We start from the raw sequence: 24,626 nt of genomic DNA on the forward strand, positions 1-24,626 counted from the left end.
GCGGAGCGGACGGGACTCGAACCCGCGACCTCCGGCGTGACAGGCCAGCATTCTAACCAGCTGAACTACCGCTCCGCATTGTTGCTTTTTTTGCTTTCCAGCCGGCCTGGACCGGGAAGAAAACAAAGCCTCCAGCTTTTGGCCGGAGGCCTCGTTGAATGGCGGAGCGGACGGGACTCGAACCCGCGACCTCCGGCGTGACAGGCCAGCATTCTAACCAGCTGAACTACCGCTCCGCATTGTTGCTTTTTTTGCTTTCCAGCCGGCCTGGACCGGGAAGAAAACAAAGCCTCCAGCTTTTGGCCGGAGGCCTCGTTGAATGGCGGAGCGGACGGGACTCGAACCCGCGACCTCCGGCGTGACAGGCCAGCATTCTAACCAGCTGAACTACCGCTCCACACTCAAACTTTTACCGCGGTGCTGTGGTGGGTGCTGAGGGTTTCGAACCCCCGACCCTCTCCGTGTAAAGGAGACGCTCTACCGCTGAGCTAAGCACCCCAGCGAGCCGCTTAGTTTACAGCATCCTTCAGGGCCTTGCCAGCCTTGAACGACGGATTCTTCGAAGCAGCGATCTTGATGGTGTCGCCGGTCTTCGGGTTGCGGCCGGTGCGTGCAGCACGGTCGCGGACCTGGAAGGTACCGAAGCCAACCAGGGTGACCGCATCGCCGTCCTTCAGCGCCTTGGTGATGGCAGCAACGACGGCATCGACAGCGCGGCTGGACTCGGCCTTGGTCAGGTCGGCAGCTTCAGCAACGGCATCGATCAATTCGGTCTTGTTCATTCTCTACAACTCCTTTGGCGGTGGGTTCCGCTTATTCGACAGGGAAGCAACCGCATGCCTTCTGCATGCGGCCACCATGTGGAAACGGTTCGCCGATTCAGTCATCGCTGACAGCGATCACTCATTCGCGAGTGCTGCTTTTATACCAGTGGCCCTACCCCCACGCAAGCTGGAAAGCCAGCAATGACGCGGGTTTCGGGCCATTGGACAGCGCGCGTCAATGCTTGACGCGCGCGCTTCCACTCGGTTTGGCCTTGCTGCGCACCGTGACACGCTGCGCACTCTTGCGCGCCTTCTTCGGTGCCAACGGACGCTCCAGCGCCAGGTCCAGGACCTCTTCGATGTACTTCACCGGGACGATCTTCAGATCGCGGGTGACGTTGGCCGGAATGTCGGCCAGGTCCTTGCGGTTCTCTTCCGGGATGATGACCGTGCGGATGCCGCCACGCAGTGCCGCCAGCAGCTTTTCCTTCAGGCCACCGATGGCGGTGACGCGACCACGCAGGGTGATCTCGCCGGTCATCGCCACGTCGGCACGCACCGGCACCCTGGTCAACATCGACACCAGCGAGGTGACCATTGCCGCACCGGCGCTCGGGCCGTCCTTCGGGGTGGCGCCATCGGGCACGTGCAGGTGCACGTCGTGCTTCTGCAGGAAGTCGCTGTCGATGCCGAAGCCGACCGCGCGCGAACGCACCACCGACAGCGCCGCTGAAGCCGATTCCTTCATCACGTTGCCGAGCTGGCCGGTCAGGATCAGCTGGCCCTTGCCCGGCACCAGCGTCGATTCGATCTGCAGAAGATCGCCGCCGACCTCGGTCCAGGCCAGGCCGGTGACCAGGCCGATCTCGTTCTCTTCCTCGGCACGGCCGAAGTCGAAGCGACGCACGCCCAGGTACTTGTCCAGGTTCTTGCTGGACACGCTCACCAGCGCCTTCTTCTTCGCACCCTTCTTCGCCTTCGCCGCCGGCTGCGGGCCGGCCAGCGCGATCTCCTTCACCACCTTGCGGCAGATCTTGGCGATCTCGCGTTCCAGGTTGCGCACGCCCGATTCGCGCGTGTAGTAGCGCACGATGTCCTGGATGGCATCGCTGCCGATCTCCAGCTCTTCCGGCTGCAGGCCGTTGGCCTTGACCTGCTTGGGCACCAGGTAGCGGGTGGCGATGTTGAGCTTCTCATCCTCGGTGTAGCCGGGGATGCGGATCACTTCCATGCGGTCCAGCAGCGGGCCGGGAATGTTGAGCGAGTTCGAGGTGGCCACGAACATCACTTCGGACAGGTCCAGGTCCACTTCCAGGTAATGGTCGTTGAACGCGTTGTTCTGCTCCGGGTCGAGCACTTCCAGCAGCGCCGAAGACGGATCGCCACGGAAGTCCATCGACATCTTGTCGATCTCGTCGAGCACGAACAGCGGGTTCTTGCTGCCGACCTTGTTGAGGTTCTGCACGATGCGGCCCGGCATCGAACCGACGTAGGTACGACGGTGGCCACGGATCTCGGCCTCGTCGCGCACGCCGCCCAGCGACATGCGCACGAACTTGCGGTTGGTGGCCTTGGCGATGGACTGGCCCAGCGAGGTCTTGCCCACGCCCGGCGGCCCGACCAGGCACAGGATCGGTCCCTTCATCTGCTTCACGCGCGACTGTACCGCCAGGTATTCAAGGATGCGTTCCTTGACCTTCTCCAGGCCGTAGTGATCGGCGTCGAGGGTGTCCTGCGCAGCCTTCAGGTCCTTGCGCACCTTGCTGCGCTTCTTCCATGGCACGCCCAGCAGCCACTCCAGGTAGTTGCGCACCACCGCGGCTTCGGCCGACATCGGCGACATCTGCTTGAGCTTGTTCAGTTCGTTGCGCGCCTTGGCTTCAACGGCCTTCGGCATGCCGGCTTCGGCGATCTTGCGGGCCAGTTCTTCCAGCTCGCCCGGTGCGTCGTCCAGGTCACCCAGTTCCTTCTGGATGGCCTTCATCTGTTCGTTGAGGTAGTACTCGCGCTGGCTCTTCTCCATCTGCGACTTCACGCGGCCGCGGATGCGCTTCTCCATCTGCTGCACGTCGATCTCGCCGTCGACCAGGCCGACCAGCATTTCCAGGCGGTCGCCCACGGCCAGCGTTTCCAGCAGGCGCTGCTTGTCGGCCAGGCGCACGCTGATGTGCGCGGCGATGGTGTCGGCCAGGCGCGCCGGCTCATCAATGCCCGACAACGTCTGCAACAGCTCCGGCGGCAGCTTGCGGTTGGTCTTGACGTACTGCTCGAACAGCGACATCAGCGAGCGGGCGATGGCCTCGACCTCGCGCGCTTCGCGCTCGTCAGTGGCGTCGATCTCCACCGCCTGGCCGTGCAGCGAGCCGTTGCGCTCGTCGACGTGGGTGACCTGCACGCGCGACAGTCCTTCGACCAGCACCTTGATGGTGCCGTCGGGCAGCTTCAGCAGCTGCAGCACCTGCGCCAGCGTACCGACCTGGTAGAGGTCGGCCGCATGCGGGTCGTCGGTTTCGGCCGACTTCTGCGCCAGCAGCAGGATGCGCTTGTCCGCCTCCATTGCCTGTTCGAGCGCGTGCATGGACTTGTCACGGCCGACGAACAGCGGGATGACCATGTGCGGGAACACCACTACGTCGCGCAGCGGCAGGACCGGCAGGTCGAGGGTTTCACTTGGGGAACGGGCCATGGGGGCTCCAGGGAAGGGGGAAAACCGCCTCCGGGAGGGCATCTTCCGGAGACAAAAAAAGCCGATGGCCCCGTTATGGGGCCATCGGCTTTCAGATGCAAGGCATTCCTTGAAAATCCTTTCCAATCAACAACCTGGAAGGATCACTCGGCGCCTGCGGCCTTCTGTTCAGGGGCCGCTGGGGTCTGGTAGATCAGGTACGGCTCGGACTTGTGCTCGATCACCGACTCGTCCACCACCACCTTGCTGACGTTTTCCTGCGACGGCAGGTCGTACATGGTGTCCAGCAGGACCGATTCGACGATGGTACGCAGGCCGCGGGCACCGGTCTTGCGCTTGAGCGCCTTGCGGGCAATGGCCGACAACGCGTCCGGGCGGAACTCCAGCTCGACGTTCTCCATCTCGAACAGCTTCTTGAACTGCTTGGTGATGGCGTTCTTCGGCTCGGTCAGGATCTTGATCAGGGCCGGCTCGTCCAGCTCCTCCAGGGTCGCCACCACCGGCAGGCGGCCGACGAACTCGGGAATCAGGCCGAACTTGATCAGGTCTTCCGGCTCGACTTCGGCCAGCACCTTGCCCACTTCCTGCTTGCGCTCGCTGCTCTTCACCTTGGCGCCGAAGCCGATGCTGCCGACGTCGGTGGAACGGGCCTGGATCACCTTGTCCAGCCCGGCGAACGCGCCGCCGCAGATGAACAGGATGTTCTTGGTGTCCACCTGCAGGAATTCCTGCTGCGGGTGCTTGCGGCCGCCCTGCGGCGGAACGCTGGCCACGGTGCCTTCGATCAGCTTCAGCAGGGCCTGCTGCACGCCTTCGCCGGACACATCGCGGGTGATCGACGGGTTCTCGCTCTTGCGCGAGATCTTGTCGATTTCATCGATGTAGACGATGCCCTGCTGCGCCTTCTCGACGTCGTAGTCGCACTTCTGCAGCAGCTTCTGGATGATGTTCTCCACGTCCTCGCCCACGTAACCGGCTTCGGTCAGCGTGGTGGCGTCGGCCATGGTGAACGGCACGTTGAGCAGGCGGGCCAGGGTCTCGGCCAGCAGGGTCTTGCCCGAACCGGTCGGGCCGACCAGCAGGATGTTCGACTTCGCCAGTTCGACGTCGTCGTTCTTCTGCCGGCTCTCGATGCGCTTGTAGTGGTTGTACACGGCCACGGCCAGGGTGCGCTTGGCGCGGTTCTGGCCGATCACGTACTGGTCGAGCACCTCGAGGATCTCGCGCGGCTTCGGCAGCGAACTGCGCGCCGACTGCGCCTTTTCCTCAAGCTCCTCGCGGATGATGTCGTTGCACAGCTCCACGCATTCATCACAGATGAACACGCTCGGACCCGCAATCAGCTTGCGCACTTCATGCTGGCTCTTGCCGCAGAAAGAGCAGTAGAGGATCTTGCCGGTGTCCGTGGAACGACCTTGGCGGTCTTCGCTCATGCTTCGCTTACCCAGTTACCCCACCCGCTGAACGGGGGTTCGATTCGAGAATAGCACAGGGCCGAGGGGACACCAGTCCCGCCCGACCCTGCAGGAACGAGGCCTCCATGGCCCCGTGAAGGCCGGTCAACCGGCCTGGATCGACTCATCCGGACGACGCTCCAGGACCTGGTCGACCAGACCGTAGGCCTGCGCCTCGAAGGCGCTCTTGAAGTTGTCGCGCTCGGTGTCGCGGGCGATCGTCTCCAGCGACTGGCCGGTGTGCTTGGCCAGCACCTCGTTCAGGCGCGAACGCAGGGTCAGGATCTCACGCGCGTGGATGTCGATGTCGGTGGCCTGGCCCTGGTAGCCACCCAGCGGCTGGTGGATCATCACGCGCGAGTTCGGCAGCGCATAGCGCTTGCCGGCTTCGCCCGCGGCCAGCAGCAGGGCACCCATCGAGGCAGCCTGGCCGATGCAGGTGGTGCTCACATTCGGCTTGATGTACTGCATGGTGTCGTAGATCGCCATGCCGGCGGTGACCACGCCACCCGGCGAGTTGATGTAGATGTTGATGTCCTTTTCCGGGTTTTCCGATTCCAGGAACAGCAACTGCGCCACCACCACGTTGGCCATGTGATCGTCGATCGGGCCCACGAGGAAGATCAGGCGCTCCTTCAACAGGCGCGAATAGATGTCGTAGGCACGCTCGCCGCGGCTGGTCTGCTCGACCACCATCGGAACCAGGTTCAGGGCTTTGGTTCGGTTGTCCATTACGTGAGGTACCTATCTTGGGGGGCAACAACCCCGCGCCGGCAAAGGCGCGGGGCATCCGGTGATCCGCCCGGGCTTACTGGCGGATCGCGTCCTGGAACGACAGCTTCTCTTCGGTGTGCTGGGCACGCTCGGCGATCCAGTCGATCACCTGCTCTTCCATCACACGGTTCTGCAGGCCAGACATCAGCTGGGGGTCGTTGCGGTACATCTCAATGACCTGCTCCGGCTCTTCGTAGGTCGAAGCGATCAGACGCATCGTTTCGTTCAGGCGCTTGGCTTCCAGGCGCAGGTCGTTGATGCGGGCTACTTCACCGACCAGCAGGCCGACCAGCACGCGCTTGGCGGCCGCTTCCTTGAAGCCTTCGTGGGCATCGGCCGGGATCTCGCCGACGTTCTGGCCGTTGCGGCGGATCTGCTCGACCTGCTGGGCCAGCATGGCGCGGGCTTCGTTCTCGACCAGGCGCGGCGGCATTTCCACCGAGGAATAGGCGGCGATCAGCTGCTCGCCCACTTCACGGCGCAGGCGGTTCATCAGGGCGCCCTTCAGCTCGCGCTCCAGGTTGGCGCGGATGTCGCTGCGGAACTGCTCCACATCGCCACCCTTCACGCCGAAGCTCTTGATGAAGGCTTCGTCGACCGCCGGCACGACCGGCTCGGAGACTTCGGCGACCTTGACGGTGACCTGCACGGTCTTGCCGGCCAGCACCGGCACGCGCCAGTCAGCCGGGAACTCGACGTCCAGGGTCTTCTCTTCGCCCTTGGCCAGGCCGACCAGGCCCTTTTCAATGGTTTCGAACATCATGCCCTGGCCGAGCACGATCGAACCCTTCTCGGTGCCTTCGGCCGGCAGGCGCTCTTCACCAGCCTGCGACCAGGTTTCCACCGCGACCAGGTCACCGTCCTGCGCGCCACGGCTGACCGGGGCCCAGGTACGACGCTGGTTCTGCAGGTTCTCGATCATCTGGTCGATGTCGGCGTCGGTGATCTCGGCGGTGTGGCGCACGACAGTCAGCTTGCTGACGTCGATGTCGCCGAAGTCCGGCACCACTTCCACGGTGGCCACAAAGGAGAACTCACCCTCGTCGCCCTTGTCGATGCGCGGGCTGCCGACGATGCGCAGATCGTGCTCGCGCACGGCCGCGTCGAAGGTTTCGCGCAGCAGGCCGTCCAGCGCCTCGCCACGGACCTGCGCGCCGAAGCGCTGCTCGATCACCTTGGCCGGCACCTTGCCCGGACGGAAACCCTTGATGCGGGTGGTACGGGCGATTTCGCCCAGGCGGCCGACGATGTGGCTCTGCAGACGGTCTTCCGGCAGCGAGAAGCTCAGGCGGCGTTCCAGGTTGCCGGTGGATTCGATCGAAGCTTGCATGTTGACTCCTGCCACCGGTGGCCCACGCCCCCGGCTCGATGATTGGGATGAAACGGTTGTAAGGACACGACGTCTGGGACGCGCCTGCTTGCCGCAGCCCTTTAGTTTCGCCCAATTCGGCCTGCACTGCCAGCGCGTGCCGGTCAAGGGGGGGCAGCGGGGCCCGATCAGGGCGGGGACAGGCCGGCACTGGTGCGAAAGGGGGGACTCGAACCCCCACGCCTTGCGGCACTGGAACCTAAATCCCGAAGCCCCTGCCGATTAGTGCTGACCACTCAACTACTTACAGCGTTCCAGTCTATCAGGTGACGCTTCGGGTGACATATAGGTGACGCCGGGTGCCGCGACAGGTGACACCAGGTGACGCCGAATAAAGTGGTCATCTTCGGCGGACCTCCTCCTAGGACAACCATTCAGAACTACTCATTGCTGTTCACCACCGAGGACTACTACAGTTCCACATAGGTCCACCCAGGACCAACAACCGAACCACTCAGGACCGTACCGGGCAGCCCCCGGTGCGGTCCTCCCGTTTTGACTTTTGCATCCCCCGAGGGCAAACGATGACGACTTGGCAAGAGAACGACCTGCACGCCGCCCAGCTCGAACTGGAGAAGGAAAGCACCAGCCTGGGCATTGCCCGCTACGAGAAGATCAGGGAGCAGCGCCAGGAGGCCGAGACCGGCCCCGGCCGCAAGCTGGTCATGGAGAGCATCGACGCCACCGCCGCCGCGATCATGGCGTTCGTGGCCGAAGCCGACACCGGCAAGCCGGGCAAGCGCCACGCCGCCCTCAAATTCATCCGCCACCTGAACCCCCACGCCCTCGCCTATCTGACCAGCTTCACCTGCGTCAACGCGCTGGTCGCCGATCACCGCAAGGCGGTGTCCGTGGCGATCACCCTGGGCCACGAGGTCGCCAACGAGATCAACTTCTCCCTGCTCCGCGAGAAGCACCCCGGCCTGTACCGGGTCGTCCAGGAGCAGCTCAAGAAGTCCACCTCGGCCCGGCACTCCACCGCCGTCATGCGGCACGTCATCGCCGACGCCGAGTTCGCCCCCGAGGACGACAAGCGCCTCTACCTGTCCGACAAGGACGCGCTGCTGGTGGGCATGAAGCTCATCGAGCTGTTCGTCGAGGCGACCGGGCTGGTCGAGCTGGTCACCGTCGCCGAGCGCGGCAAGCGCCACCTGCTCATCGCCGGGAATCAGAAGGTGCTCGACTGGCTGACCAAGGCCCACGACAGCGCCGCCCTGTACCAGCCGGTGCTGATGCCGATGGTCGTCCCGCCCCGTCCGTGGACCACGCCCCGCGACGGCGGCTACCTGACCGACATCGGCGGCCGGGCTGACCTCGTGCGTACCCGCAACCGCGCCTACAAGCGCGAGCTGGCGCTGGTCGATATGCCCAACGTCTACCAGGCCCTCAACGCCATCCAGGCAACCGCCTGGAAGGTGAACGTGCCCGTCCTAGAGGTCATGCGCGAGCTGTGGAACGCAGGCGGCGGTGTCGCCGGGCTGCCGGAGCGTGAACTGATGGACCTGCCGAGCCGCCCTGCCCTGCTGGAGACCGACCCGGACTACTTCAAGGAGCACCACGCCGACGAGTTCAAGGAATGGAAGCGCGACCGCGCCAAGGTCTACGAGGCCAACGCGCGCAGCGTGTCCACCCGCCTCGCCGCCGCGCAGAAGATCGCCTTGGCGGAGAAGTTCGCCGAGTACCCCGCGATCTACTTCCCTCACAACCTCGACTTCCGCGGCCGGTGCTACCCCCTGCCCCCGACGCTGACCCCGCAGGGTGATGATGCGGCCAAGGGCCTGCTGACGTTCGCCCAAGGCGTGCCGCTCGGCGAGGACGGTGCCTACTGGCTCGCCATCCACGTCGCCAACTGCTTCGGCGTGGACAAGGTGTCGTTCGAGGAGCGCGTGGCCTGGGTGCGCGAGCACGAGGAGCAGATTCTCGACAGCGCCCTCGATCCGCTGGACGGCCAACGCTTCTGGATGGACGCCGACAGCCCGTTCTGCGCGCTGGCAGCGTGCTTCGAGTGGCTCGGCTACAGCCTCAACGGCCGCGATCACGTCTCCCATCTGCCCATCGCGCTCGACGGCTCCTGTAACGGCCTCCAGAACTTCTCGGCCATGCTCCGCGACTCCGTGGGCGGTGCAGCCACCAACCTGATCCCGCAGCCGAAGCCCGCCGACATCTATTCGCGCGTGAAAGACGTGGCCCAGGAGAAGCTGCGCGCCCGTGCCGAGAGCGGCGACCCGCTGGCGATCAAGCTGGACGGCCAGCTCACCCGCGACATCGTGAAGCAGCCGGTGATGACGCTGCCCTACGGCGTCACGAAGTCGGGCATGCGCGCCCAGGTGCTCTCCAAGTTCAAGAAGCTGGGCATGGAGGACGATTGGGAGACCGCCGAGTACCTGGCGACCCTGCTGTGGGAGTGCATCGGCGAGGTCGTGATCGCAGCCCGCGCGGCGATGGACTGGCTGCGTGACGCCTCCAAGGTCGCCTCGTCGGCCGACCTGCCGGTGAGCTGGACGACCCCCGCTGGCTTCCCGGTCCTCCAGGAGTACCGCGAGGAGGAAGGCGTCCGCATCCGGCCGCACGTCGGAGGCCGCGAGGTGAATTTAGTGGTCAACATCGGCGGTACTAAGCTCGACCGTCGCAGGCAGACCCTCGGGATCAGTCCGAACTTCGTCCACTCCTGCGACGCCAGCCACATGATGCTGACCACCTGCCTCGCGGCAGAGAACGGCATCGAGTCGTTCGCCATGATCCACGACTCCTACGGTACGCACGCGGGCCAGGCAGCAATCCTCGCCGCCGCACTCCGGCAGGCGTTCGTCGATCAATACAGCGGCGACGTACTGGCCGACTTCCGACAGCAACTCGTCGAGCAGCTCCCGCCAGAAGCGGCAGAGAAACTCCCACCCCTCCCGCCGCATGGCGACCTGGACCTCAGCCTGGTGCTGGAGTCGCGCTATTTCTTTGCCTAGTCCATCCCCCTTTGGCAATTGATACCCCAAGCGAGAACATCAACATGAGCATCAACTACCAGCACGCACTGAACACCTACGTTGCCCAGGACCACTTCGGTGTGGTCCTCGGCATCTACAACCCGGCCGAACACGGCACGGTCGAGGAGTTCAAGCACCGCATGACGGAGCTGCACGCAGGTGCGTGATCGCGTCATCGACGGACTGCACTCACGTTCTGCCGAGAGCGCCGCACGCGGCGCTTTCGTAGTGATCGACAGCGTGCAGTCCCTCGGCCACCCGGCCGATCAGGTGATCGGCTTGGCGTGCGCCTTCAAGAACTTCTGCGAAGTGCTCGGCCTCGATCCGATGGAAGTGCTGCGGGTCGTCTCGCGCATGGAGCAGGACTGCCGCTACCGGCAGGTCAACACCCTCAACGCCGTGCGCCGCTACGCGGAGCGCGAGCTGAAACCGCACTACCCGTGATGCGTGACCCGATCACCGACGCCTTCATCGACGAGGCGCTCATCGGCTTCGACATCGACGAAGCCTTCGGCATTTCCGCCGACACCCCGTTGACCGCCGCCGCTGACCTGTGGCGCGCGGGCATCTATCTCCCGACCAACTACGAGACCGACAACTGATGGCAACCAAGAAGCGCGAACGATTCGTCTCCCCCAAGGGCACCGCCGTGTGGCCGCGCCTGAACGAACCGGACACCAAGTTCAAGCCGGAAGGCGAATACACCGTGAGCCTGGCGTTCGACCCGAACGACAAGGACTTCAAGGCGCTGGCGAAGAAGCTGGAAACCCGGCGCGACGAGCTGTTCCAGGAGTTCCTGAGCGAGAACCCGAAGAAGAAGAAGGGTGCCGAAGTGGCCCCGGTGTTCACCGAAGAAACCGACGAGAACGGCGATGACACCGGCCGCGTGCTGGTGAAGTTCAAGATGAAGGCCAGCGGCGTCAGCAAGCGCACCGGCAAGAAGTTCACCATGCGCCCGGACATCTTCGACGCCCGCGGCAAGAAGATCGACAACCCGCCGCAGATCGGCGGCGGCAGCGAACTCAAGGTCTCCTACGAGATCGGCGGCTCGTTCGTCGAATCGGCCAAGAAGTTCTACCTGACCTGCTACATGGTCGCCGTCCAGGTGATCGAGCTGGTCGAGTTCGGCCAGCGCAACGCCAAGGACTACGGCTTCGGCGAGGAGGACGGCTACGAGGCCGCCGACAGCGCGCCGTTCAGCGACAGCGATGACGACTCGGACGACGACAGCGACTCCGACGACGAGGGCGATGACGGCGACTACTGATCCGCTGTCGGTCATCGTGAACACCGCGAGGGGGGCCAAGCATTTGGCCTCCCTCACGTTCCCGTTTGACCCGGTGCCCGCCTCGCGCCCGAAGGTTTCGCGCTGGGGCGTCTACTACGGCAAGACCTACAAGACCTGGAAGGAAGCCGCAGAGAAGCATCTGCCAGCCGGTGATCTGGACCTGTCGCCGACCGATCCGGTTTTAGTGGTCATCATCGCGGTATGCAAACGCGCCAAGACCTCGAAGGCCGCGTTTCCCAAGGGCGACGTGGACAACCTCGCCAAGGGGCCGATGGACGTTGTGACCAAAGCCACCGGCTATTGGGCCGACGACAAGCAAGTCATGTGGCTGCTCTCCGGTAAGCGCTGGGCGCAGCCGGACGAAGAACCACGCACCGAAGTCCACCTCTACAAACTCTAAGTGCGCCTCAAACCTCTGGAATCGGTAGAGGCGCTGTTCGTCCTCGCCAGCATGACCCGCCCCGAGCAGGTCACGACCGGCGAAGAACTCGCACGCCTGCACCGCTCGCAGGGCTACTCGAAGATCGCCGTCCACTTCGTCATCGAACGTGACGGCTCGATCTACGACGGTCGCCCGCTGAATCAGCCCGGCGCTCTCGCCGGTAAGCACAACCAATCCGCATACCAAGTCTGCCTCCTGGGCGGCGTCAACGACGCCATGCAGCCCGAGGACAACTTCACCGAAGCCCAACACGCCGCGCTGCGACGCCTGCTCGCCGCCTACGGCAAGCCCGTCGTGTGGGCACCTGACTTCCCTCGATAGGAGAACCCAACGTGAAACCGCTGCCCCCGCAAACCCAGGTCGTCCTGGATCACCTGCGTCGCCACTCGCACCTGACCTCGTGGCAGGCCGAAGGCGTCTACCGCATCCGCCGCCTCGCCTCGCGCGTCGATGAGCTGCGCGCTGCTGGCTTCGAGATCGAAACGCAGACCTGCGAGGACGCCTCGGGGCAGCGGTACACGCGCTATCGCCTGTCGCGCCGTCAGCGCCGCAGCAAGGCTCCGCTCCTGGAAGCGCGCCGCGCTCCGAAGCAGTACCGCGTCGATGCGCTGCTCCAGCTGTATCGCAACTACTGCACCGACGAGCTGGGCCTCGACGCCAACGATGCGACCGAAGAAGTCGCCGCATTCACCAAGTTCCTGCTGGAGAAGAACGCATGACCAACACCGCTACCACCGTCATTCCGTCCGCGATGCGCCTGGCTTTCGAGCGCGCATGGGCGCGCGCCGACAAGCCGTTCCGCGGCCTGGGCCGCACCGTCAAGGGTGCGCTGAATCGTCGCCTCGGCATTTCCTACCGCAAGCGCATGTGGTCCGTGGAGCGTGCAAAGCGCTGACTCCGAATACCTCCACAAAGAGCCGTGCCCGAACTGCGGCAGCAAGGACAACCTTGCGCGCTACAGCGACGGGCACGGCTACTGCTTCGGCTGCGGTCACTACGAGCCAGCCGAAGGCGAGGAGGTCTCTCAACCCACCAGCAGGAAAACCATGAGCGACTTTGCGAAGGGTGAACCGCAAGCCCTGGCGAAGCGCGGTATCACTGAGGAAGCATGCCGTAAGTACGGCTACTGGATCGGCAAGGACAAGCACGGCAAGACCGTGCAGATCGCCAACTACAAGCGCGATGGCGGCATCGTCGCGCAGAAGCTCCGCTACCCCGACAAGAAGTTCTCATTCATCGGCGACTCGAAGGCGTGCGGGCTGTTCGGCCAGCACCTCTACGAACCGGGGCGACGCCTCGTCATCACCGAAGGCGAGATCGACGCGCTCTCCGTGGCGCAGGCACTCGGCCTCCGCTGGCCGGTGGTGTCCGTTCCGAACGGAGCGCAAGGCGCGGCCAAGTCCATCAAGCGCGAGCTGGAGTGGGTCAACGGCTTCGACGAGGTTGTGCTCATGTTCGACATGGACGAACCGGGCCAAGCCGCCGCGCAGGAAGTGGCGCTGCTGCTGACTCCCGGCAAGGCCAAGATCGCACAGCTCCCGGCGAAAGACCCGAACGAGCTGCTCCAGCGTGGCGATGCCGAGGCGATCACCCGCGCCATCTACGAAGCGCAGACCAAGCGCCCCGATGGAGTGGTGACGTTCGGCTCCCTCAAGGAGAAGGCACTCAAGCCGGTCTCGATGGGCATGCCTTGGCACGACCCGCGCCTCACCGCGCTGACCTACGGCAAGCGGTACGGCGAGGTCTACACCTTCGGCGCGGGCACCGGCATCGGCAAGACCGACTGGCTGATGGAGGAAGCAGCCTTCATCGCGCAGGAAACCGGCGACCGCGTTGGCCTGTTCTTCCTGGAGCAGCAGCCGGTCGAGACGGCGAAGCGCATGGCAGGCAAGGTTGCTGGCCGCCGCTTCCACGTCCCCGATGGGAGCTGGACGCAGGAGGAGCTGGAAGCCGCGTTCGAGATTCTCGACAAGGGCCAGGTGTTCATCTACGACCACTTCGGCTCGTCCGAGTGGGACGTGATCGAAGCCAAGATGGCCCACATGGTCGTCGCCGAGGGCGTCAAGCACATCGTCCTCGACAACCTCACGTCGTTTGCGGCCGGTGCCGAGGACGAGCGGAAGATGCTGGAGGACACGATGGCGAAGATCGCGCAGTTCGCGCAGCGCCACCTCATCTGCATCTACCTGGTCTCGCACCTCGCCACGCCGGAAGGCAAGCCACACGAGGAAGGCGGGCGCGTGATGCTCCGCCACTTCAAGGGCAGCCGCGCGATTGGCTTCTGGACGCACTTCGCGTTCGGCCTGGAGCGCAACACGCAGGCCGAGAACGAGGCCGAGCGCAACTGCACGACCTTCCGCGTCCTAAAGGATCGCTTCACCGGCCAGTCGAACGGCCAGGTTCTCTACTACAGCTACGACCACGCATCCGGCCGCCTGCTCAATGCAGATGCTCCGGGCGAATACGGCGACTTCGCCGACGAGTCATCCGATGTATCCACCTCCGACTACTGACGGCCGCTCGGTCGTCGGCTTCATCCCAGCTGATGCGCCGCTCTCCTTCGCTGAGAGCCTCGTTCTCCCCTACCAACTCCCGCGCTCCGACCAAGCCTGCCGTGTCATGTACGGCAAGCCTGGGCGGCGCGTGGTCATCCACATCAAAGCCGAGGAACTACCCCAATGAAAGAGATCGTCGCCATCGCAATCGACCTGCTGACCGCTCCGTTCCGCAAGGACACCGTGACCGACGTGGTGAAGGTGCTGGAGGGCCAGGTGGACAAGCTGTTCAAGATCAGCGCCGACCGCATCGCCACCGCATCGACGCTGCGCGACAAGGCCGATGTCCTGCACTCGCAGGCCGACGAGCACGAGGAAGAAGCCGAGCGCGCCCTGCGCGTCGCCGAGCGCTTCACCAACCTGATCCGCTAAGGGACCAACCATGACTGCCGAGCAACACGCTCGGTCCCTGTTCGACGTGTTGCCGGCCGAAGTCCGCCACCTGGTGATCCTGGGTGGCGGAAGCCTGCGCGCGTTCTACGACGGGACCGAAATCAAGGACATCGACTGCTTCTTCGTGTCACTGGCGAGCTACACCTACGTGGCCGCGTACCTGAGCGGCCGTAACGACTGGACCAGCGAGGCCGCTCCGAACGGCATCCGCAACTTCCGCTCGCCCGAGGGTCACCTCGTGAGCCTGATCGGCTTCGAGTTCGGTACGCCGCACGAGCACTGCGCCCGGTTCGATCTGCGGTGCTGCGCCCACGTCGCCATCTACGAACCCAGCACCGACGAGGTGGTGGTCGTATCCCTCGAAGGCGCGGTTGCCGACGCATCGGAGAAGCTGCTGTTCGTGCTGAACAACAACGGCACCGAGCGCACCATCCGCCGCATCACGCACTACGTCGAGGATTACGGCTACACGCTGCATCCCGACCAGCCCGAGCAGGACGAACTGTTCGAGGACGACGACTTCCCCGGCCACGCGCCGCAGGGCGTCCACACGCCGCCGAAGGCCCCCGAGCCGGAGTACATCCTCCGCGCCCGCCGCCGCGTCCGCGCAATCCCCGTAACCAACCACGGCTACCCGTAAGGAGGACCGCCGTTGATCCTCGTATTCGACTGCGAGACCAATGGCCTCCTCGACGAACTTGACACGATCCACTGCATTTCCCTCCAAGAGGTAGATGAGACCGGCGCACCGCGCGGTCCCATCCTGTCCGCCAACGATCACGGCACGGGCGAAATGACAGTCCGTCAGGCCGTCGAGAGGCTCAAGAAGGCCAAGCGCGTTGTCGGCCACAACATCGCCGGATTCGACATTCCGGCTATCGCCAAGGTGTTCCCGGACTTCAAGGTCCAGGCGTACTTCGACACGTTGCTGATGTCCACGCTGGTCTACCCGGACCTCAAGGACCGCGACTTCAAGGCCCGCAAGAAGCAGGGAGCGAACCCGGTGTTGCCGGGCAAGCTGATCGGCCGCCACGCCCTCGAAGCGTGGGGCTACCGCCTCGGTCGCTGGAAAGGCGACTACGCGGCGCAGATGGCCGCACGCGGCCTCGATCCCTGGGCACAGTGGTCTCAGGAAATGGACGACTACTGCGACCAGGACGTTGCGGTCACGCAAGCGCTGTTCGCGTTGCTGATGAGCAAGGGCCTCCCTACCGAGGCCATCGAGCTGGAGCAGGCCGTCGCGCCGATCCTCTCGCGTCAGCAGCGCTACGGCTACCTGTTCGATCAGGAGAAGGCGCGTGAGCTGGAGTGCATCCTCGTGTCCCGGCGCACTGCGCTGGAGGCCGAGCTGCGCAAGGTCATTCCGCCGTGGAAGGTGGTGAAGCGCAAGTTCGTACCGAAGCGCGACGACAAGCGCCGCGGTTACGTCAAGGGCGTGGAGGTCACGACCTACAAGGACGTGGTGTTCAACCCGGCAAGCCGCCAGCACATTGCTGACCGCTTGACTGCAATGTACGGCTGGCAGCCCCAGGAGTTCACCGAGAAGGGCCAGCCGAAGATCGACGAAGAAGTCCTGGGCGCGCTCAAGTTCCCGATCATCCCGCTCCTGCTGGAGCACTTCATCGTCAATAAGCGCCTCGGCCAGCTCGCCGAAGGCGACGAGGCGTGGCTCAAGGCCATCAAGAAGGACGGCCGCATCCACGGCAGCGTGAATCAGAACGCAGCGGTGACCGGCCGCATGACGCACTCGAAGCCGAACATCGCTCAGGTGCCGAAGGTCCAGCACTCGAAGGAGAAGGGAATCCTCAAGGGCCAGGAAGGCGGCTACGGATTCGAGTGCCGCTCGTTGTTCTGCGTCCCAACAGGGAAGCTCCAGGTCGGCGCGGACGCCTCGGGATTGGAGCTGCGCTGCCTGGCGCACTTCATGGCAAAGCACGACGGCGGCGAGTACGCCAAGGTCATCCTCGAAGGCGACATCCACTCCGTCAACCAATCGGCGGCAGGACTGCCAACCCGCGACAACGCCAAGACCTTCATCTACGCCTTCCTCTATGGGGCAGGCGACGCGAAGCTCGGCTCCATCGTTGGCAAGGGTCGCCAGGCCGGGGCGAAGCTCCGCTCGAAGTTCCTGGCCGGGCTGCCTGCGCTGGAGAAGCTGGTACGCGGGGTCAAGAAGCGCGCGGCCGAGAAGGGATACCTGATCGGTCTCGACGGCCGGAAGCTGCACATCCGCAGCGACCACGCCGCGCTCAATACCCTGCTCCAGTCGGCCGGTGCGCTGGTGATGAAGAAAGCCCTGGTGATCCTCGACGCCGACCTGCAAGCCGCAGGGTTGGTGCCGGGCGTCCACTACGAGTTCCTCGCCAACGTCCATGACGAGTGGCAAATCGAAGTGGACGAGGACAAGGCCGAGTTCGTGGGCAAGACCGCCCAGGCTGCCATCCGCAAGGCTGGCGATTACTTCGGCTTCCGCTGTCCGCTCGATGGCGAGTTCAAGATCGGAAGGAATTGGGCCGAGACGCACTGACCCGCGGCAAGCGGGACATTGCACTCGCCCTGGTGCGCCAAGCGAAACGCCGGGCAGCTAGGAAGGGACTGCCGTTCGACCTCACGTCGGACGACATCGTGGTCCCCGACTTCTGCCCGGCACTGGGCATCCCGCTGTACCGCGCTGTCGGGCGCAAGGCCCAAGGCCCCAACTCACCCACGCTCGACCGCATCGAACCTGACCTCGGCTACGTCCGGGGCAACGTGCGCGTGATCTCCGCACGCGCGAATCAGATCAAGTCCGACGCGACTCCCTCGGAGCTTCTGCGAGTCGCCTGTTACGTCCAAGAGAACCGATGAACCCAACCAACATCCTGCGCGCCCTCGCGGCGCTGCTGGTCGTTGCCGCGCTCGCGGCAGGCGGCTTCGCAGCCTGGAAGTACACCGCAATGGCCCAGCGCGTGACGGAGCTGGAGGAGTCGGCAAAGGAACTGGCCGACCTCAAGCAGACCGTCGAGACCCTCAACCGCGAAGCCGTGCGCCGCTCTGCCTTCGATGCAGCGCTGCGGAACGCCCGCGCCACCACCAACCGCTCTGTGGAGATTGCAGCAAATGCTGACCCGGAAACTGGCGATTACCTGTCTCGCCGCATTCCTGACGAGCTGCGCCGCGCACACCTCGAAAGTCGTGCCGGAGCAGTTCCTCCAGCCGACCGTCATTGAGGGCACGCACTCCTCACTCGACGCCGTGATGGCTGACCCGACCACCACCACCTACGACCTCTACCGCTTCGGCGGCAACGCCGAGGACGGCCTCCAGCGTTGCAACGCCGACAAGGCGAGCGCCCTGGAAGTCCTCAAGGAATCGAACCGATGAACGAGAACCGGCTTCGCGTGCATTTCATTGGCGGCCCCGCTGACGGCGATGTCCGCGTGATCGATCCGTGTACCACCTACCGCGTGGCTGTGCTCGAACACCAGCCCGAGGTTCATGCCTACAACGCCAAGTGCCCGTGCTGCACCGAGCGCATGCTGCGCCCCGTGGAGTGGAGCACCGCGACCTACTTCATCCGCCGCGTTAGCGAGAAGTGCTGGGTCGCCGTACACGAGAGCATGGTATGAAGCGCGCTCTCCTGATCCTGGCGCTGTGTGCTGGCCTCGCTGCGTGCGATATGAAGCCCTGGCCGCCGAGTGCGGACTATGGCTCGTGCCTGAAAGGGCACAGCGAGAACTCCTACATCATCATGTGGCAGTCGATGTGTACGGGGAACTCCTGCACGCAGATTCCGTACACCATCCCGACCACCGACTTCGTGTGCGACGAGCACGAGTACCCGCTCGGCGACGGCCCGGAGTACCAGGCCGGAATGAAGCGCTACGCCGCCGAGCTACAGGCGTGGTATGAGCGCCACCCGGAGAAGCGGCCATGACTTCCTACGTCACCTATCGGCCACCGCAGGCGGCCGGTTCCTGGGTCATTGGCGGCAACTTCTTCGTGCAGGTCCGGGAGCGTCCGAACTGGCTGCACCGCTGGTTCGCGCTGGCGTTCCTGGGATGGCAGTGGGTGGACGCATGAACAAGCGCGGCCCCCTGCTACTGATCGACGCCGATGTGCTGCGCTACCAGCTCGCGTTCTCGAACACCGCGAACATCGACTGGAACGGCGACGGCAACAAGGTCGAAGCGATCCAGCCCGAGCGCGCGAAGGCGAAGCTGGAGGACTACATCGACGAGATCGTCGAGAAGTTCGGCGCGCGTGATTACCTGCTGGCCCTGTCCTGCAAGAAGCACAACTTCCGCAAGGACATCGACCCAACCTACAAGCTCAACCGTGCCAGCAAGGACAAGCCTGCCCTGTGGTACGTGCTCGACGAGTTCGTCTACGACGAGTTCGGCGACAAGATCGTGGAGATCGAGAACCTGGAAGGTGACGACGTGCTGGGGCTGCTGGCCTCGCACCCGAATCCGAAGCGCGCGCCAGGCAGCCGCATCGTCGTGTCCATCGACAAGGACATGCAGACGATCCCCGGCATCCGTCTCTACAACCCCAACCGTCCCGACGTGGGCGTCCGGCCGATCTCGGCTCACGACGCTGACCTGTTCTGGATGAAGCAGGTGCTCACGGGCGACCAGGTGGATAACTACCCCGGCTTCCCCGGCATCGGCCACAAGGGCGCGGACGAGCTGCTCATGCCCATCCACGAGGCGTACCGCGATGCGTCCGTCGAGGAGCACCTCGGCGCGCTGTGGAACACCGTCGTCACCACCTACACCACCCGCATCCCCCGCGGCGGCACCGAGCCGCTGTCGAAGCACGATGCGATCCGCCAAGCACGCCTCGCGCGAATCCTGCGCTACGGCGACTACAACCCCAAGACCAAGGAAGTGAAGCTGTGGAAACCCTGATCCTGTTCATCACCATCGTCGCCGTGCTGGCCGTGCTGTTCGCCTTCGTCGCCTACGGCGCTGCCTGGCTGTGGTGGCGCAGCCTCAACACCCTCGAACGCACCCTGTACCGCTCGGCTGGCAGCGTCAAGCTGTGGCCGGCCGCTGTCGGCGTTGCTGGCGCGGCTTGGCTGATCGCCCGGTGTTTCGCCTGACGACAACCAAGCCACCTGATCCTGCTTACCGCAACTCGTCCACGTAGAACTGCTTCCAGTGTGCAATCTCTGACGGATTCCGACTTACGGGTTCTCGGCTATTGAAAACCCAAAGCTGGATCGCCTTCGGCGTAGTCAACGTTTCATACGTGCAGCTGAACTCAGTGAGCTTATCTGTGATGAGCTGCTTGGCCGCATCGTAGCGCTCTCGCTGAATTCCTTGTGCTTGCCCTGATGCCACGAGCGCATCCATCGCCTCCTGTAGGCCATAGAGCTTCTGTGCAAGCTCAGAGATTTCCGCTCCGTTTGTGTTACTCGGCGTAGAACTCGCCATACCTGTCTCCTTCCATAACGAACACGAATTGTACCCGGCTAAGGCCGGGTTTCTCTTTTGGAGTCCCCATGAAGATCATCGGAATCACCGGCCGCGCCCGCAGCGGCAAAGACACCCTGGCCGAGTTCCTGGTCAGCGACCACGGCTTCGTGAAGCTGTCCTTCGCGGCCCCGATCCGCGCCTTCGTGGCGGACATCACCGGCCTGCCGGTGTCCGCGATGGAGGACGGCCCGCTCAAGGAGGAGCCGCTCGACTGGCTCAACGGGCAGACCCCGCGCCGCCTGATGCAGACCGTGGGCACCGAGTGGGGCCGTGAAATGATCGACCGCGACCTGTGGGTCAAGGTGGTCGCGCAGAAGATCCGTCAGGCCCGCCGCGACGGCGCTGCTGGCGTCGTGGTGTCGGACGTTCGCTTCGACAACGAGGCGCAGTTCATCCGTGAGTGGGGCGGCCAGGTGGTCCAGGTGCTCCGCGACAGCGCGGCCCCGGTCTCGGCGCATGCCTCCGAGGCAGGCGTCCACGGCGACCTGATCGACACCGTGATCGACAACAACGGCCCGATCCACCGCCTGCGGATGGTCGCGGAATCGCTGGCCCGACTCTAAGGGTTTAGTGGTCATCATCGGGGGAAACGACAGTTTCCCCACCTATTCATAACCCAGGAGTTCTATGCAAATCCCTCTGCACTCCTACGACCTGATCGACCTCCTGGACGAACTGCACCCCGAAGTGATCTACGACCCCGCCAAGCCGAAGGAGGAGTTCCTGCTCCGGCAGGGCGAGCGCCGCCTGATCCTCCGGCTAAAGGCGCTGCGGAAGGTCGAGCAGATGGAGCACCGCGCCCGCTAATCATGTGCAGCAAGCCCAACATGCCGGACCAGCAGGAGAAAGACCCGATCCTGCTGACCCGCCAGGACACCCAGCCGACCGGCCACGCGGCCGATCAGCGGCGTAAGTCCAAGGTCCGACTGGACCTGAACAACGCAACGCAGTACCAAGGACTGACCATTCCGAATGGCTGACGCCAAGCAGACCTCGGCCGAGAAGCAGACGGCCGCGAAGCGCTACGGCGATCTCAAGTCCAACCGCAAAGAAGCCGAGACGCGCGCCAAGCGCTGCGCCAAGGTTACCCTGCCCCGCCTGTGGGTGGACGAGGGCGCGAAATCGCGTACCCCCGGTTCCGCCTACATCGACACCGGCCCGAAGTGCGTCAACGCCCTGGCCTCGAAGATCGTGCTGGCCTGGCTCCCGCCGAACGCCTCGGTGTTCAAGCTCGCGCCTGACCAGGCAGTCGCCGAGAACATCGCCGAGCAGGCTGGCGTGGAGACCTCCGAACTGGAGGCCGCGCTGGTGGACGTGGAGCGGGTCATCGTCAACGACCTGGAGACCAGCGGCGTCCGCCCGGTCCTCAGCGAGGCGGCCAAGCACGCCATCGTCCTCGGCAATTTCCTGCTCTACGACCCCGACGAGGGCAAGCCTAAGCTGTATCCGCTGACCTCCTACGTGACCGACCGCGACGGCCTGGGCAACGTGCTGGAGATCATCACGCTCGACAAGATCGCCCCGGCCATGCTGCCGGACTCGATCCGCGCGGCGGTGATGCAGAAGCTCGCCCAGGAACGCGACGAAAAGACCAAGAACGACGACGTGAACCTCTACACCTGGGTGCGTCGCTCGGAAGATGGCAAGGAGTGGGAAGTGGTCCAGGAGGTCGAGGGCGTCGAAGTCCCCGAGACCGTGGGCACCTACCCCATCGACGCCTGCCCGTGGATTCCCCTGTGCGCGCCGCCGTCCCTCGTGGACGACTACGGCGAGGGCTTGGTCTACGACTACGTGGGCGCGTTCGAGTCGCTGGAGGCGCTGCGCAAGGCGATCCGTAAGGGTGCCGCCGCGCTGGCGAAGATCATCATGTTCCTCAAGCCGACCTCGACGATCCGCGAGCGCCAGCTCACCGAGGCCGAGTCCGGCGCGGTGCTGCGTGGCGAGGCCAGCGACGTGACCACGCTCCAGCTCCAGAAAGCCTACGACCTGAACTTCGTGCGTCAGGAGGCCGAAGGGCTGGCGAACTCGCTGGAGCTGATCTTCGGCGTGAAGTCCGCCGTGCAGCGCCCCGGCGAGCGCGTGACCGCCTACGAAATCCGGGTGCTCACCCAGGAACTCGACGACGCCCTCAGCGGCTTCATGGCGATGTCGGGCGAGCAGCTCTTGCTGCCGCTGATCCGCCGCCGCCTGCACAAGCTCCAGAAGCAGGGTCGCCTGCCCGAGCTGCCGCAGGAACTCATCAAGCCGCGCATCACCGTTGGCATCGCCGCCCTCGGCCGCGGCCACGACCTGAACAAGCTGATCGAGTTCGGTCAGGCAGTGGATGCGCTTGTCGGCGCAGAGGAGAAGGCGCGCCGCCTCAACAGTGGCGAGGCGATCTCCCGACTGGCCGCCGCTTCCGACATTTCCACCAAGGGCCTGATCCGCTCCGACGACGAGCTTGCTGCCGAGCAGCAGGACGCCTCGGCGCAGGAGGCGATGGTCCGTGCCGCTCCGAATATCGCCTCAGCGATGACCCAAACCCCGTAACCCCGAGAAGGACGCAATGTCGAACGAAACCACCGAGAAGCCCGCCAAGCCGACCAAGGAAGCCCCGAAGGCTCCGAGCGTCGAGCGTAAGGGCAAGGCCGAGATCACCCGCAAGACGAACGGCCTGGTCATCGTCAACTACAAGCCCGAGGACAAGTAATGTCGCAGCCGGGCAAGTGGAGCTGGAAGCCGCCTACGCACAACTGAGCACGCCAGCCGACGACAAGGGTGGCAAGGGCGGCCCCGCGACCATCGACGACGCCACCGCGGATGACGCGCGTGACGCCTTGGCGCGGGCTGGCCTGAACCTGGACGACTTCGCCACCGAGTTCAACTCGAACGGCTCGCTGTCCGAGGAGAGCTACAAGAAGCTCCAGGACGCGGGCTATCCGAAGGAGCTGGTGGACGTGTACGTCGATGGCCTGCGCGCTCGCGTGCAGACCTACGAGAACGCCGTCTACTCGCCCGCAGGTGGCAAGGCCGGTTACGACGGCCTGGTCCAGTGGGCTAAGACCAACCTGAGCGCCGAGCAGAAGCGGGCGTTCAACGAAGCGGTGCAGTCCGGCGACGCCGGCCGCGCAGCGCTGGCAGTCCAGGGCCTCGTCGCCCTCCGTGGCGGCAACGGCCGCCTTCTGAATGGCAAGACCGCATCGAACGCCGATGCAGGCCCCAAGCCGTTCCAGTCGCAGGCGCAGGTCGTCGAAGCGATGCGCGATGTGCGCTACCACCGTGATCCGGCTTACCGCGCGGAAGTCTCCGCCCGCCTGGCCGTGTCGCCGCTGTTCAAGTAATCCACTCAACCTCAAGCAAGGACTAAATGTCGGACGCAATCCCCTCCCGCCTGGGTCAAGCCCAGGCCAACGGCGACGCCTGGGCGCTGTTCAAGCAGAACTACACTGCTGAAACCATCACCAGCTTCGTCGAGAACTACAAGCTGGACGGCCGCGTGTCGGTGCGCAACATCGAGAGCGGCAAGTCCGCCTCGTTCCCGAACGTCGGCACCATCGGCTCCGAGTACCATGTGCCGGGCACCGAGATCAAGGGCCTGGTGGTCGAGCACAACGAGACCATCATCACCCTCGATCCGATGCTGATCTCGCACGCCTTCATCGCCAACATCGACGAGGCGATGAACCACTACGACGTGCGTTCCGAGTACACCCGTCAGCAGGGTGCGGAGCTGGCGCTCAAGCGCATGCAGAACGAGCTGCGCTGCGCGATCCTGGCCGCTCGTACCACCGAAGGCAAGGTCGAAGGCCAGCCGGGTGGTGCCATCATCAAGGCCGCCACGATGGCCTCCGATCCGACCGTGCTGGCCGATGCGTTCCGCAACGCCCGCATGCTGTTCGACGAGAAGCTGCTGCCGGACAACCCGCAGGAGTTCACTGGCGCACTGGCCCCGGCTCAGTGGTATCTGCTGACCGAGAACAAGGACTTGATCGACCGCGACATCAACGCGGAATCGAACGGCTCCTACGGCCAGGCGATCATTTCCTCGGTCGCCCGCATCCCGCTGGTGAAGATCAACGCGATGCCGCGTGTCGATGAGTCGGCCCTGGCCTCGATCCCGGCCAAGTACCGCGGCAACTTCGCGGACACCGTGGGCGTGATCTTCCACCGCTCGGCGGTCGGCACCCTCAAGCTGCTGGACCTGTCCCTGGAGGACGTGTACCAGGGCGAGAAGCAGGGCACCCTGATGCTGGCGAAGTACGCGCTGGGTCACGGCATCCTGGCTCCGCGCGGTGCCATCGAGCTGTCGAAGGCCCCGTAAGCAATACCGCGCCGTTGGGCAAATCCCGCGGCGCTTCAATCTCTCTCCATCTACGGGGGACATCCACATGGGTGTCCCCCGTTTTTTTGGTTCTTCACCCAAGTCCGGGGAAGGCTGCACGGATTTTGAGGAAGAAATAGGCGTCGTCTCGGTATCCG

34 protein-coding genes and 4 tRNA genes are annotated in these 24,626 nt (G+C 64.5%); 28 read left to right on the forward strand and 10 right to left on the reverse strand.

Annotation, left to right across the window (positions count from 1 at the left end):
• Position 1 precedes the first annotated feature (1 nt).
• The 9 genes from O0K41_RS17755 to tig form a co-directional block, all read right to left on the reverse strand.
• Positions 2 to 75 (reverse strand) — tRNA-Asp (locus O0K41_RS17755).
• Positions 76 to 159: 84 nt separating this feature from the next.
• Positions 160 to 236, reverse strand: a tRNA-Asp gene (locus tag O0K41_RS17760).
• 84 nt (positions 237 to 320) lie between these two features.
• Positions 321 to 397, reverse strand: a tRNA-Asp gene (locus O0K41_RS17765).
• A gap of 26 nt (positions 398 to 423) precedes the next feature.
• Positions 424 to 498, reverse strand: a tRNA-Val gene (locus O0K41_RS17770).
• 11 nt (positions 499 to 509) lie between these two features.
• Complete coding sequence (locus O0K41_RS17775; RefSeq protein ID WP_005408270.1) at positions 510 to 782, reverse strand: HU family DNA-binding protein; 273 nt, start codon at positions 780 to 782, stop codon at positions 510 to 512.
• 217 nt (positions 783 to 999) lie between these two features.
• Entirely contained in the window at positions 1,000 to 3,450 is a 2,451-nt protein-coding gene (gene lon / locus O0K41_RS17780) for an endopeptidase La (protein WP_149500751.1), read from the reverse strand.
• A gap of 143 nt (positions 3,451 to 3,593) precedes the next feature.
• Positions 3,594 to 4,883 (reverse strand): ATP-dependent Clp protease ATP-binding subunit ClpX, encoded by a 1,290-nt coding sequence (gene clpX / locus O0K41_RS17785; protein ID WP_004154600.1) that lies wholly within the window; start codon positions 4,881 to 4,883, stop codon positions 3,594 to 3,596.
• Positions 4,884 to 5,009: 126 nt separating this feature from the next.
• Entirely contained in the window at positions 5,010 to 5,636 is a 627-nt protein-coding gene (gene clpP, locus O0K41_RS17790; protein ID WP_004146318.1) for an ATP-dependent Clp endopeptidase proteolytic subunit ClpP, read from the reverse strand.
• Positions 5,637 to 5,712: 76 nt separating this feature from the next.
• Positions 5,713 to 7,008 (reverse strand): trigger factor, encoded by a 1,296-nt coding sequence (gene tig, locus O0K41_RS17795; protein WP_005408268.1) that lies wholly within the window; start codon positions 7,006 to 7,008, stop codon positions 5,713 to 5,715.
• A gap of 563 nt (positions 7,009 to 7,571) precedes the next feature.
• Here tig and O0K41_RS17800 point away from each other — a divergent pair.
• From O0K41_RS17800 to O0K41_RS17900, 21 genes are all read left to right on the forward strand, one after another.
• Positions 7,572 to 10,007 carry a DNA-directed RNA polymerase gene (locus tag O0K41_RS17800; protein WP_005412423.1) on the forward strand — a complete coding sequence of 812 codons (2,436 nt, stop codon included), beginning with the start codon at positions 7,572 to 7,574 and terminating at the stop codon, positions 10,005 to 10,007.
• A 44-nt stretch (positions 10,008 to 10,051) separates the two neighbouring features.
• Positions 10,052 to 10,195, forward strand: coding sequence for a hypothetical protein (locus O0K41_RS17805; protein WP_005412422.1), 144 nt, complete (start codon positions 10,052 to 10,054; stop codon positions 10,193 to 10,195).
• Positions 10,188 to 10,472 (forward strand): hypothetical protein, encoded by a 285-nt coding sequence (locus tag O0K41_RS17810; RefSeq protein WP_005412421.1) that lies wholly within the window; start codon positions 10,188 to 10,190, stop codon positions 10,470 to 10,472. Before O0K41_RS17805 ends, O0K41_RS17810 begins: the two co-directional genes overlap by 8 nt.
• On the forward strand, positions 10,472 to 10,630 hold the full coding sequence (locus O0K41_RS17815; RefSeq protein WP_154267700.1) for a hypothetical protein: 159 nt from the start codon (positions 10,472 to 10,474) through the stop codon (positions 10,628 to 10,630). Before O0K41_RS17810 ends, O0K41_RS17815 begins: the two co-directional genes overlap by 1 nt.
• Positions 10,630 to 11,295 (forward strand): hypothetical protein, encoded by a 666-nt coding sequence (locus O0K41_RS17820; RefSeq protein ID WP_004154595.1) that lies wholly within the window; start codon positions 10,630 to 10,632, stop codon positions 11,293 to 11,295. The genes O0K41_RS17815 and O0K41_RS17820 overlap by 1 nt, the downstream gene beginning before the upstream one ends.
• A complete protein-coding gene (locus tag O0K41_RS17825; protein WP_157178715.1) occupies positions 11,279 to 11,716 on the forward strand; it encodes a RusA family crossover junction endodeoxyribonuclease in 438 nt (145 codons plus the stop codon). Before O0K41_RS17820 ends, O0K41_RS17825 begins: the two co-directional genes overlap by 17 nt.
• The gene (locus tag O0K41_RS17830; protein WP_004154593.1) at positions 11,717 to 12,079 is read left to right on the forward strand and encodes an N-acetylmuramoyl-L-alanine amidase; all 363 of its coding nucleotides are present in this window, start codon (positions 11,717 to 11,719) and stop codon (positions 12,077 to 12,079) included. It abuts the gene before it with no gap.
• A gap of 11 nt (positions 12,080 to 12,090) precedes the next feature.
• Positions 12,091 to 12,477 (forward strand): helix-turn-helix domain-containing protein, encoded by a 387-nt coding sequence (locus O0K41_RS17835; RefSeq protein ID WP_004154592.1) that lies wholly within the window; start codon positions 12,091 to 12,093, stop codon positions 12,475 to 12,477.
• Positions 12,474 to 12,653, forward strand: a complete 180-nt coding sequence (locus O0K41_RS17840; protein ID WP_004154591.1) for a hypothetical protein — start codon at positions 12,474 to 12,476, stop codon at positions 12,651 to 12,653. The genes O0K41_RS17835 and O0K41_RS17840 overlap by 4 nt, the downstream gene beginning before the upstream one ends.
• Complete coding sequence (locus O0K41_RS17845) at positions 12,640 to 14,271, forward strand: toprim domain-containing protein (RefSeq protein ID WP_004154589.1); 1,632 nt, start codon at positions 12,640 to 12,642, stop codon at positions 14,269 to 14,271. The genes O0K41_RS17840 and O0K41_RS17845 overlap by 14 nt, the downstream gene beginning before the upstream one ends.
• A 165-nt stretch (positions 14,272 to 14,436) precedes the next feature.
• Positions 14,437 to 14,685 (forward strand): hypothetical protein, encoded by a 249-nt coding sequence (locus O0K41_RS17850; RefSeq protein WP_005412417.1) that lies wholly within the window; start codon positions 14,437 to 14,439, stop codon positions 14,683 to 14,685.
• Between the two features lie 10 nt (positions 14,686 to 14,695).
• On the forward strand, positions 14,696 to 15,346 hold the full coding sequence (locus tag O0K41_RS17855) for a hypothetical protein (protein WP_005412416.1): 651 nt from the start codon (positions 14,696 to 14,698) through the stop codon (positions 15,344 to 15,346).
• 12 nt (positions 15,347 to 15,358) lie between these two features.
• Entirely contained in the window at positions 15,359 to 17,233 is a 1,875-nt protein-coding gene (locus O0K41_RS17860; protein WP_049417451.1) for a DNA polymerase, read from the forward strand.
• Positions 17,215 to 17,553 (forward strand): hypothetical protein, encoded by a 339-nt coding sequence (locus O0K41_RS17865; protein WP_050483582.1) that lies wholly within the window; start codon positions 17,215 to 17,217, stop codon positions 17,551 to 17,553. The genes O0K41_RS17860 and O0K41_RS17865 overlap by 19 nt, the downstream gene beginning before the upstream one ends.
• Complete coding sequence (locus O0K41_RS17870) at positions 17,550 to 17,915, forward strand: hypothetical protein (RefSeq protein WP_005412414.1); 366 nt, start codon at positions 17,550 to 17,552, stop codon at positions 17,913 to 17,915. The genes O0K41_RS17865 and O0K41_RS17870 overlap by 4 nt, the downstream gene beginning before the upstream one ends.
• 28 nt (positions 17,916 to 17,943) lie before the next feature.
• Complete coding sequence (locus O0K41_RS17875; protein WP_005412413.1) at positions 17,944 to 18,069, forward strand: hypothetical protein; 126 nt, start codon at positions 17,944 to 17,946, stop codon at positions 18,067 to 18,069.
• Positions 18,066 to 18,314, forward strand: coding sequence for a hypothetical protein (locus O0K41_RS17880; protein WP_005412412.1), 249 nt, complete (start codon positions 18,066 to 18,068; stop codon positions 18,312 to 18,314). The genes O0K41_RS17875 and O0K41_RS17880 overlap by 4 nt, the downstream gene beginning before the upstream one ends.
• On the forward strand, positions 18,311 to 18,622 hold the full coding sequence (locus O0K41_RS17885) for a hypothetical protein (protein WP_043033722.1): 312 nt from the start codon (positions 18,311 to 18,313) through the stop codon (positions 18,620 to 18,622). The genes O0K41_RS17880 and O0K41_RS17885 overlap by 4 nt, the downstream gene beginning before the upstream one ends.
• Entirely contained in the window at positions 18,619 to 18,768 is a 150-nt protein-coding gene (locus tag O0K41_RS17890) for a hypothetical protein (RefSeq protein ID WP_005412410.1), read from the forward strand. Before O0K41_RS17885 ends, O0K41_RS17890 begins: the two co-directional genes overlap by 4 nt.
• Positions 18,765 to 19,598 carry a hypothetical protein gene (locus O0K41_RS17895; protein WP_004154583.1) on the forward strand — a complete coding sequence of 278 codons (834 nt, stop codon included), beginning with the start codon at positions 18,765 to 18,767 and terminating at the stop codon, positions 19,596 to 19,598. The genes O0K41_RS17890 and O0K41_RS17895 overlap by 4 nt, the downstream gene beginning before the upstream one ends.
• A complete protein-coding gene (locus O0K41_RS17900) occupies positions 19,586 to 19,792 on the forward strand; it encodes a hypothetical protein (protein ID WP_005412408.1) in 207 nt (68 codons plus the stop codon). The genes O0K41_RS17895 and O0K41_RS17900 overlap by 13 nt, the downstream gene beginning before the upstream one ends.
• 25 nt (positions 19,793 to 19,817) lie before the next feature.
• Here O0K41_RS17900 and O0K41_RS17905 read toward each other — a convergent pair whose 3' ends face one another.
• Entirely contained in the window at positions 19,818 to 20,126 is a 309-nt protein-coding gene (locus O0K41_RS17905; protein ID WP_032961816.1) for a hypothetical protein, read from the reverse strand.
• A 68-nt stretch (positions 20,127 to 20,194) separates the two neighbouring features.
• Between O0K41_RS17905 and O0K41_RS17910 the strand changes: the two genes are divergently transcribed.
• From O0K41_RS17910 to O0K41_RS17940, 7 genes are all read left to right on the forward strand, one after another.
• Complete coding sequence (locus O0K41_RS17910) at positions 20,195 to 20,731, forward strand: adenylate kinase (RefSeq protein WP_004154581.1); 537 nt, start codon at positions 20,195 to 20,197, stop codon at positions 20,729 to 20,731.
• 64 nt (positions 20,732 to 20,795) lie between these two features.
• Positions 20,796 to 20,975: a hypothetical protein gene (locus tag O0K41_RS17915; protein WP_005412407.1), complete on the forward strand. Its 180-nt coding sequence runs from the start codon at positions 20,796 to 20,798 to the stop codon at positions 20,973 to 20,975.
• Positions 20,976 to 20,995: 20 nt separating this feature from the next.
• The gene (locus tag O0K41_RS17920) at positions 20,996 to 21,148 is read left to right on the forward strand and encodes a hypothetical protein (protein ID WP_005412406.1); all 153 of its coding nucleotides are present in this window, start codon (positions 20,996 to 20,998) and stop codon (positions 21,146 to 21,148) included.
• Positions 21,141 to 22,697, forward strand: a complete 1,557-nt coding sequence (locus O0K41_RS17925; protein WP_005412405.1) for a portal protein — start codon at positions 21,141 to 21,143, stop codon at positions 22,695 to 22,697. Before O0K41_RS17920 ends, O0K41_RS17925 begins: the two co-directional genes overlap by 8 nt.
• Positions 22,698 to 22,713: 16 nt before the next feature.
• On the forward strand, positions 22,714 to 22,857 hold the full coding sequence (locus O0K41_RS17930; RefSeq protein WP_004154577.1) for a hypothetical protein: 144 nt from the start codon (positions 22,714 to 22,716) through the stop codon (positions 22,855 to 22,857).
• Positions 22,858 to 22,873: 16 nt separating this feature from the next.
• Positions 22,874 to 23,488 carry a hypothetical protein gene (locus tag O0K41_RS17935; RefSeq protein ID WP_308304545.1) on the forward strand — a complete coding sequence of 205 codons (615 nt, stop codon included), beginning with the start codon at positions 22,874 to 22,876 and terminating at the stop codon, positions 23,486 to 23,488.
• 26 nt (positions 23,489 to 23,514) lie between these two features.
• Positions 23,515 to 24,468 (forward strand): phage capsid protein, encoded by a 954-nt coding sequence (locus O0K41_RS17940; protein ID WP_005412403.1) that lies wholly within the window; start codon positions 23,515 to 23,517, stop codon positions 24,466 to 24,468.
• Positions 24,469 to 24,626 lie beyond the last annotated feature (158 nt).

Source organism: Stenotrophomonas sp. Sm2128 (genome assembly GCF_030985535.1).
Lineage (GTDB): Bacteria > Pseudomonadota > Gammaproteobacteria > Xanthomonadales > Xanthomonadaceae > Stenotrophomonas > Stenotrophomonas maltophilia.

Excerpts from the sequence above, each read along its gene's own strand:
- O0K41_RS17775 (WP_005408270.1), bottom strand. The coding sequence starts at position 782 with ATGAACAAGACCGAATTGATCGATGCCGTTGCTGAAGCTGCCGACCTG.
- lon (WP_149500751.1), bottom strand. The coding sequence starts at position 3,450 with ATGGCCCGTTCCCCAAGTGAAACCCTCGACCTGCCGGTCCTGCCGCTG.
- clpX (WP_004154600.1), bottom strand. The coding sequence starts at position 4,883 with ATGAGCGAAGACCGCCAAGGTCGTTCCACGGACACCGGCAAGATCCTC.
- clpP (WP_004146318.1), bottom strand. The coding sequence starts at position 5,636 with ATGGACAACCGAACCAAAGCCCTGAACCTGGTTCCGATGGTGGTCGAG.
- tig (WP_005408268.1), bottom strand. The coding sequence starts at position 7,008 with ATGCAAGCTTCGATCGAATCCACCGGCAACCTGGAACGCCGCCTGAGC.
- O0K41_RS17800 (WP_005412423.1), top strand. The coding sequence starts at position 7,572 with ATGACGACTTGGCAAGAGAACGACCTGCACGCCGCCCAGCTCGAACTG.
- O0K41_RS17805 (WP_005412422.1), top strand. The coding sequence starts at position 10,052 with ATGAGCATCAACTACCAGCACGCACTGAACACCTACGTTGCCCAGGAC.
- O0K41_RS17815 (WP_154267700.1), top strand. The coding sequence starts at position 10,472 with ATGCGTGACCCGATCACCGACGCCTTCATCGACGAGGCGCTCATCGGC.
- O0K41_RS17820 (WP_004154595.1), top strand. The coding sequence starts at position 10,630 with ATGGCAACCAAGAAGCGCGAACGATTCGTCTCCCCCAAGGGCACCGCC.
- O0K41_RS17825 (WP_157178715.1), top strand. The coding sequence starts at position 11,279 with ATGACGGCGACTACTGATCCGCTGTCGGTCATCGTGAACACCGCGAGG.
- O0K41_RS17840 (WP_004154591.1), top strand. The coding sequence starts at position 12,474 with ATGACCAACACCGCTACCACCGTCATTCCGTCCGCGATGCGCCTGGCT.
- O0K41_RS17850 (WP_005412417.1), top strand. The coding sequence starts at position 14,437 with ATGAAAGAGATCGTCGCCATCGCAATCGACCTGCTGACCGCTCCGTTC.
- O0K41_RS17855 (WP_005412416.1), top strand. The coding sequence starts at position 14,696 with ATGACTGCCGAGCAACACGCTCGGTCCCTGTTCGACGTGTTGCCGGCC.
- O0K41_RS17870 (WP_005412414.1), top strand. The coding sequence starts at position 17,550 with ATGAACCCAACCAACATCCTGCGCGCCCTCGCGGCGCTGCTGGTCGTT.
- O0K41_RS17875 (WP_005412413.1), top strand. The coding sequence starts at position 17,944 with ATGGCTGACCCGACCACCACCACCTACGACCTCTACCGCTTCGGCGGC.
- O0K41_RS17880 (WP_005412412.1), top strand. The coding sequence starts at position 18,066 with ATGAACGAGAACCGGCTTCGCGTGCATTTCATTGGCGGCCCCGCTGAC.
- O0K41_RS17885 (WP_043033722.1), top strand. The coding sequence starts at position 18,311 with ATGAAGCGCGCTCTCCTGATCCTGGCGCTGTGTGCTGGCCTCGCTGCG.
- O0K41_RS17890 (WP_005412410.1), top strand. The coding sequence starts at position 18,619 with ATGACTTCCTACGTCACCTATCGGCCACCGCAGGCGGCCGGTTCCTGG.
- O0K41_RS17895 (WP_004154583.1), top strand. The coding sequence starts at position 18,765 with ATGAACAAGCGCGGCCCCCTGCTACTGATCGACGCCGATGTGCTGCGC.
- O0K41_RS17905 (WP_032961816.1), bottom strand. The coding sequence starts at position 20,126 with ATGGCGAGTTCTACGCCGAGTAACACAAACGGAGCGGAAATCTCTGAG.
- O0K41_RS17910 (WP_004154581.1), top strand. The coding sequence starts at position 20,195 with ATGAAGATCATCGGAATCACCGGCCGCGCCCGCAGCGGCAAAGACACC.
- O0K41_RS17915 (WP_005412407.1), top strand. The coding sequence starts at position 20,796 with ATGCAAATCCCTCTGCACTCCTACGACCTGATCGACCTCCTGGACGAA.
- O0K41_RS17920 (WP_005412406.1), top strand. The coding sequence starts at position 20,996 with ATGCCGGACCAGCAGGAGAAAGACCCGATCCTGCTGACCCGCCAGGAC.
- O0K41_RS17925 (WP_005412405.1), top strand. The coding sequence starts at position 21,141 with ATGGCTGACGCCAAGCAGACCTCGGCCGAGAAGCAGACGGCCGCGAAG.
- O0K41_RS17930 (WP_004154577.1), top strand. The coding sequence starts at position 22,714 with ATGTCGAACGAAACCACCGAGAAGCCCGCCAAGCCGACCAAGGAAGCC.
- O0K41_RS17940 (WP_005412403.1), top strand. The coding sequence starts at position 23,515 with ATGTCGGACGCAATCCCCTCCCGCCTGGGTCAAGCCCAGGCCAACGGC.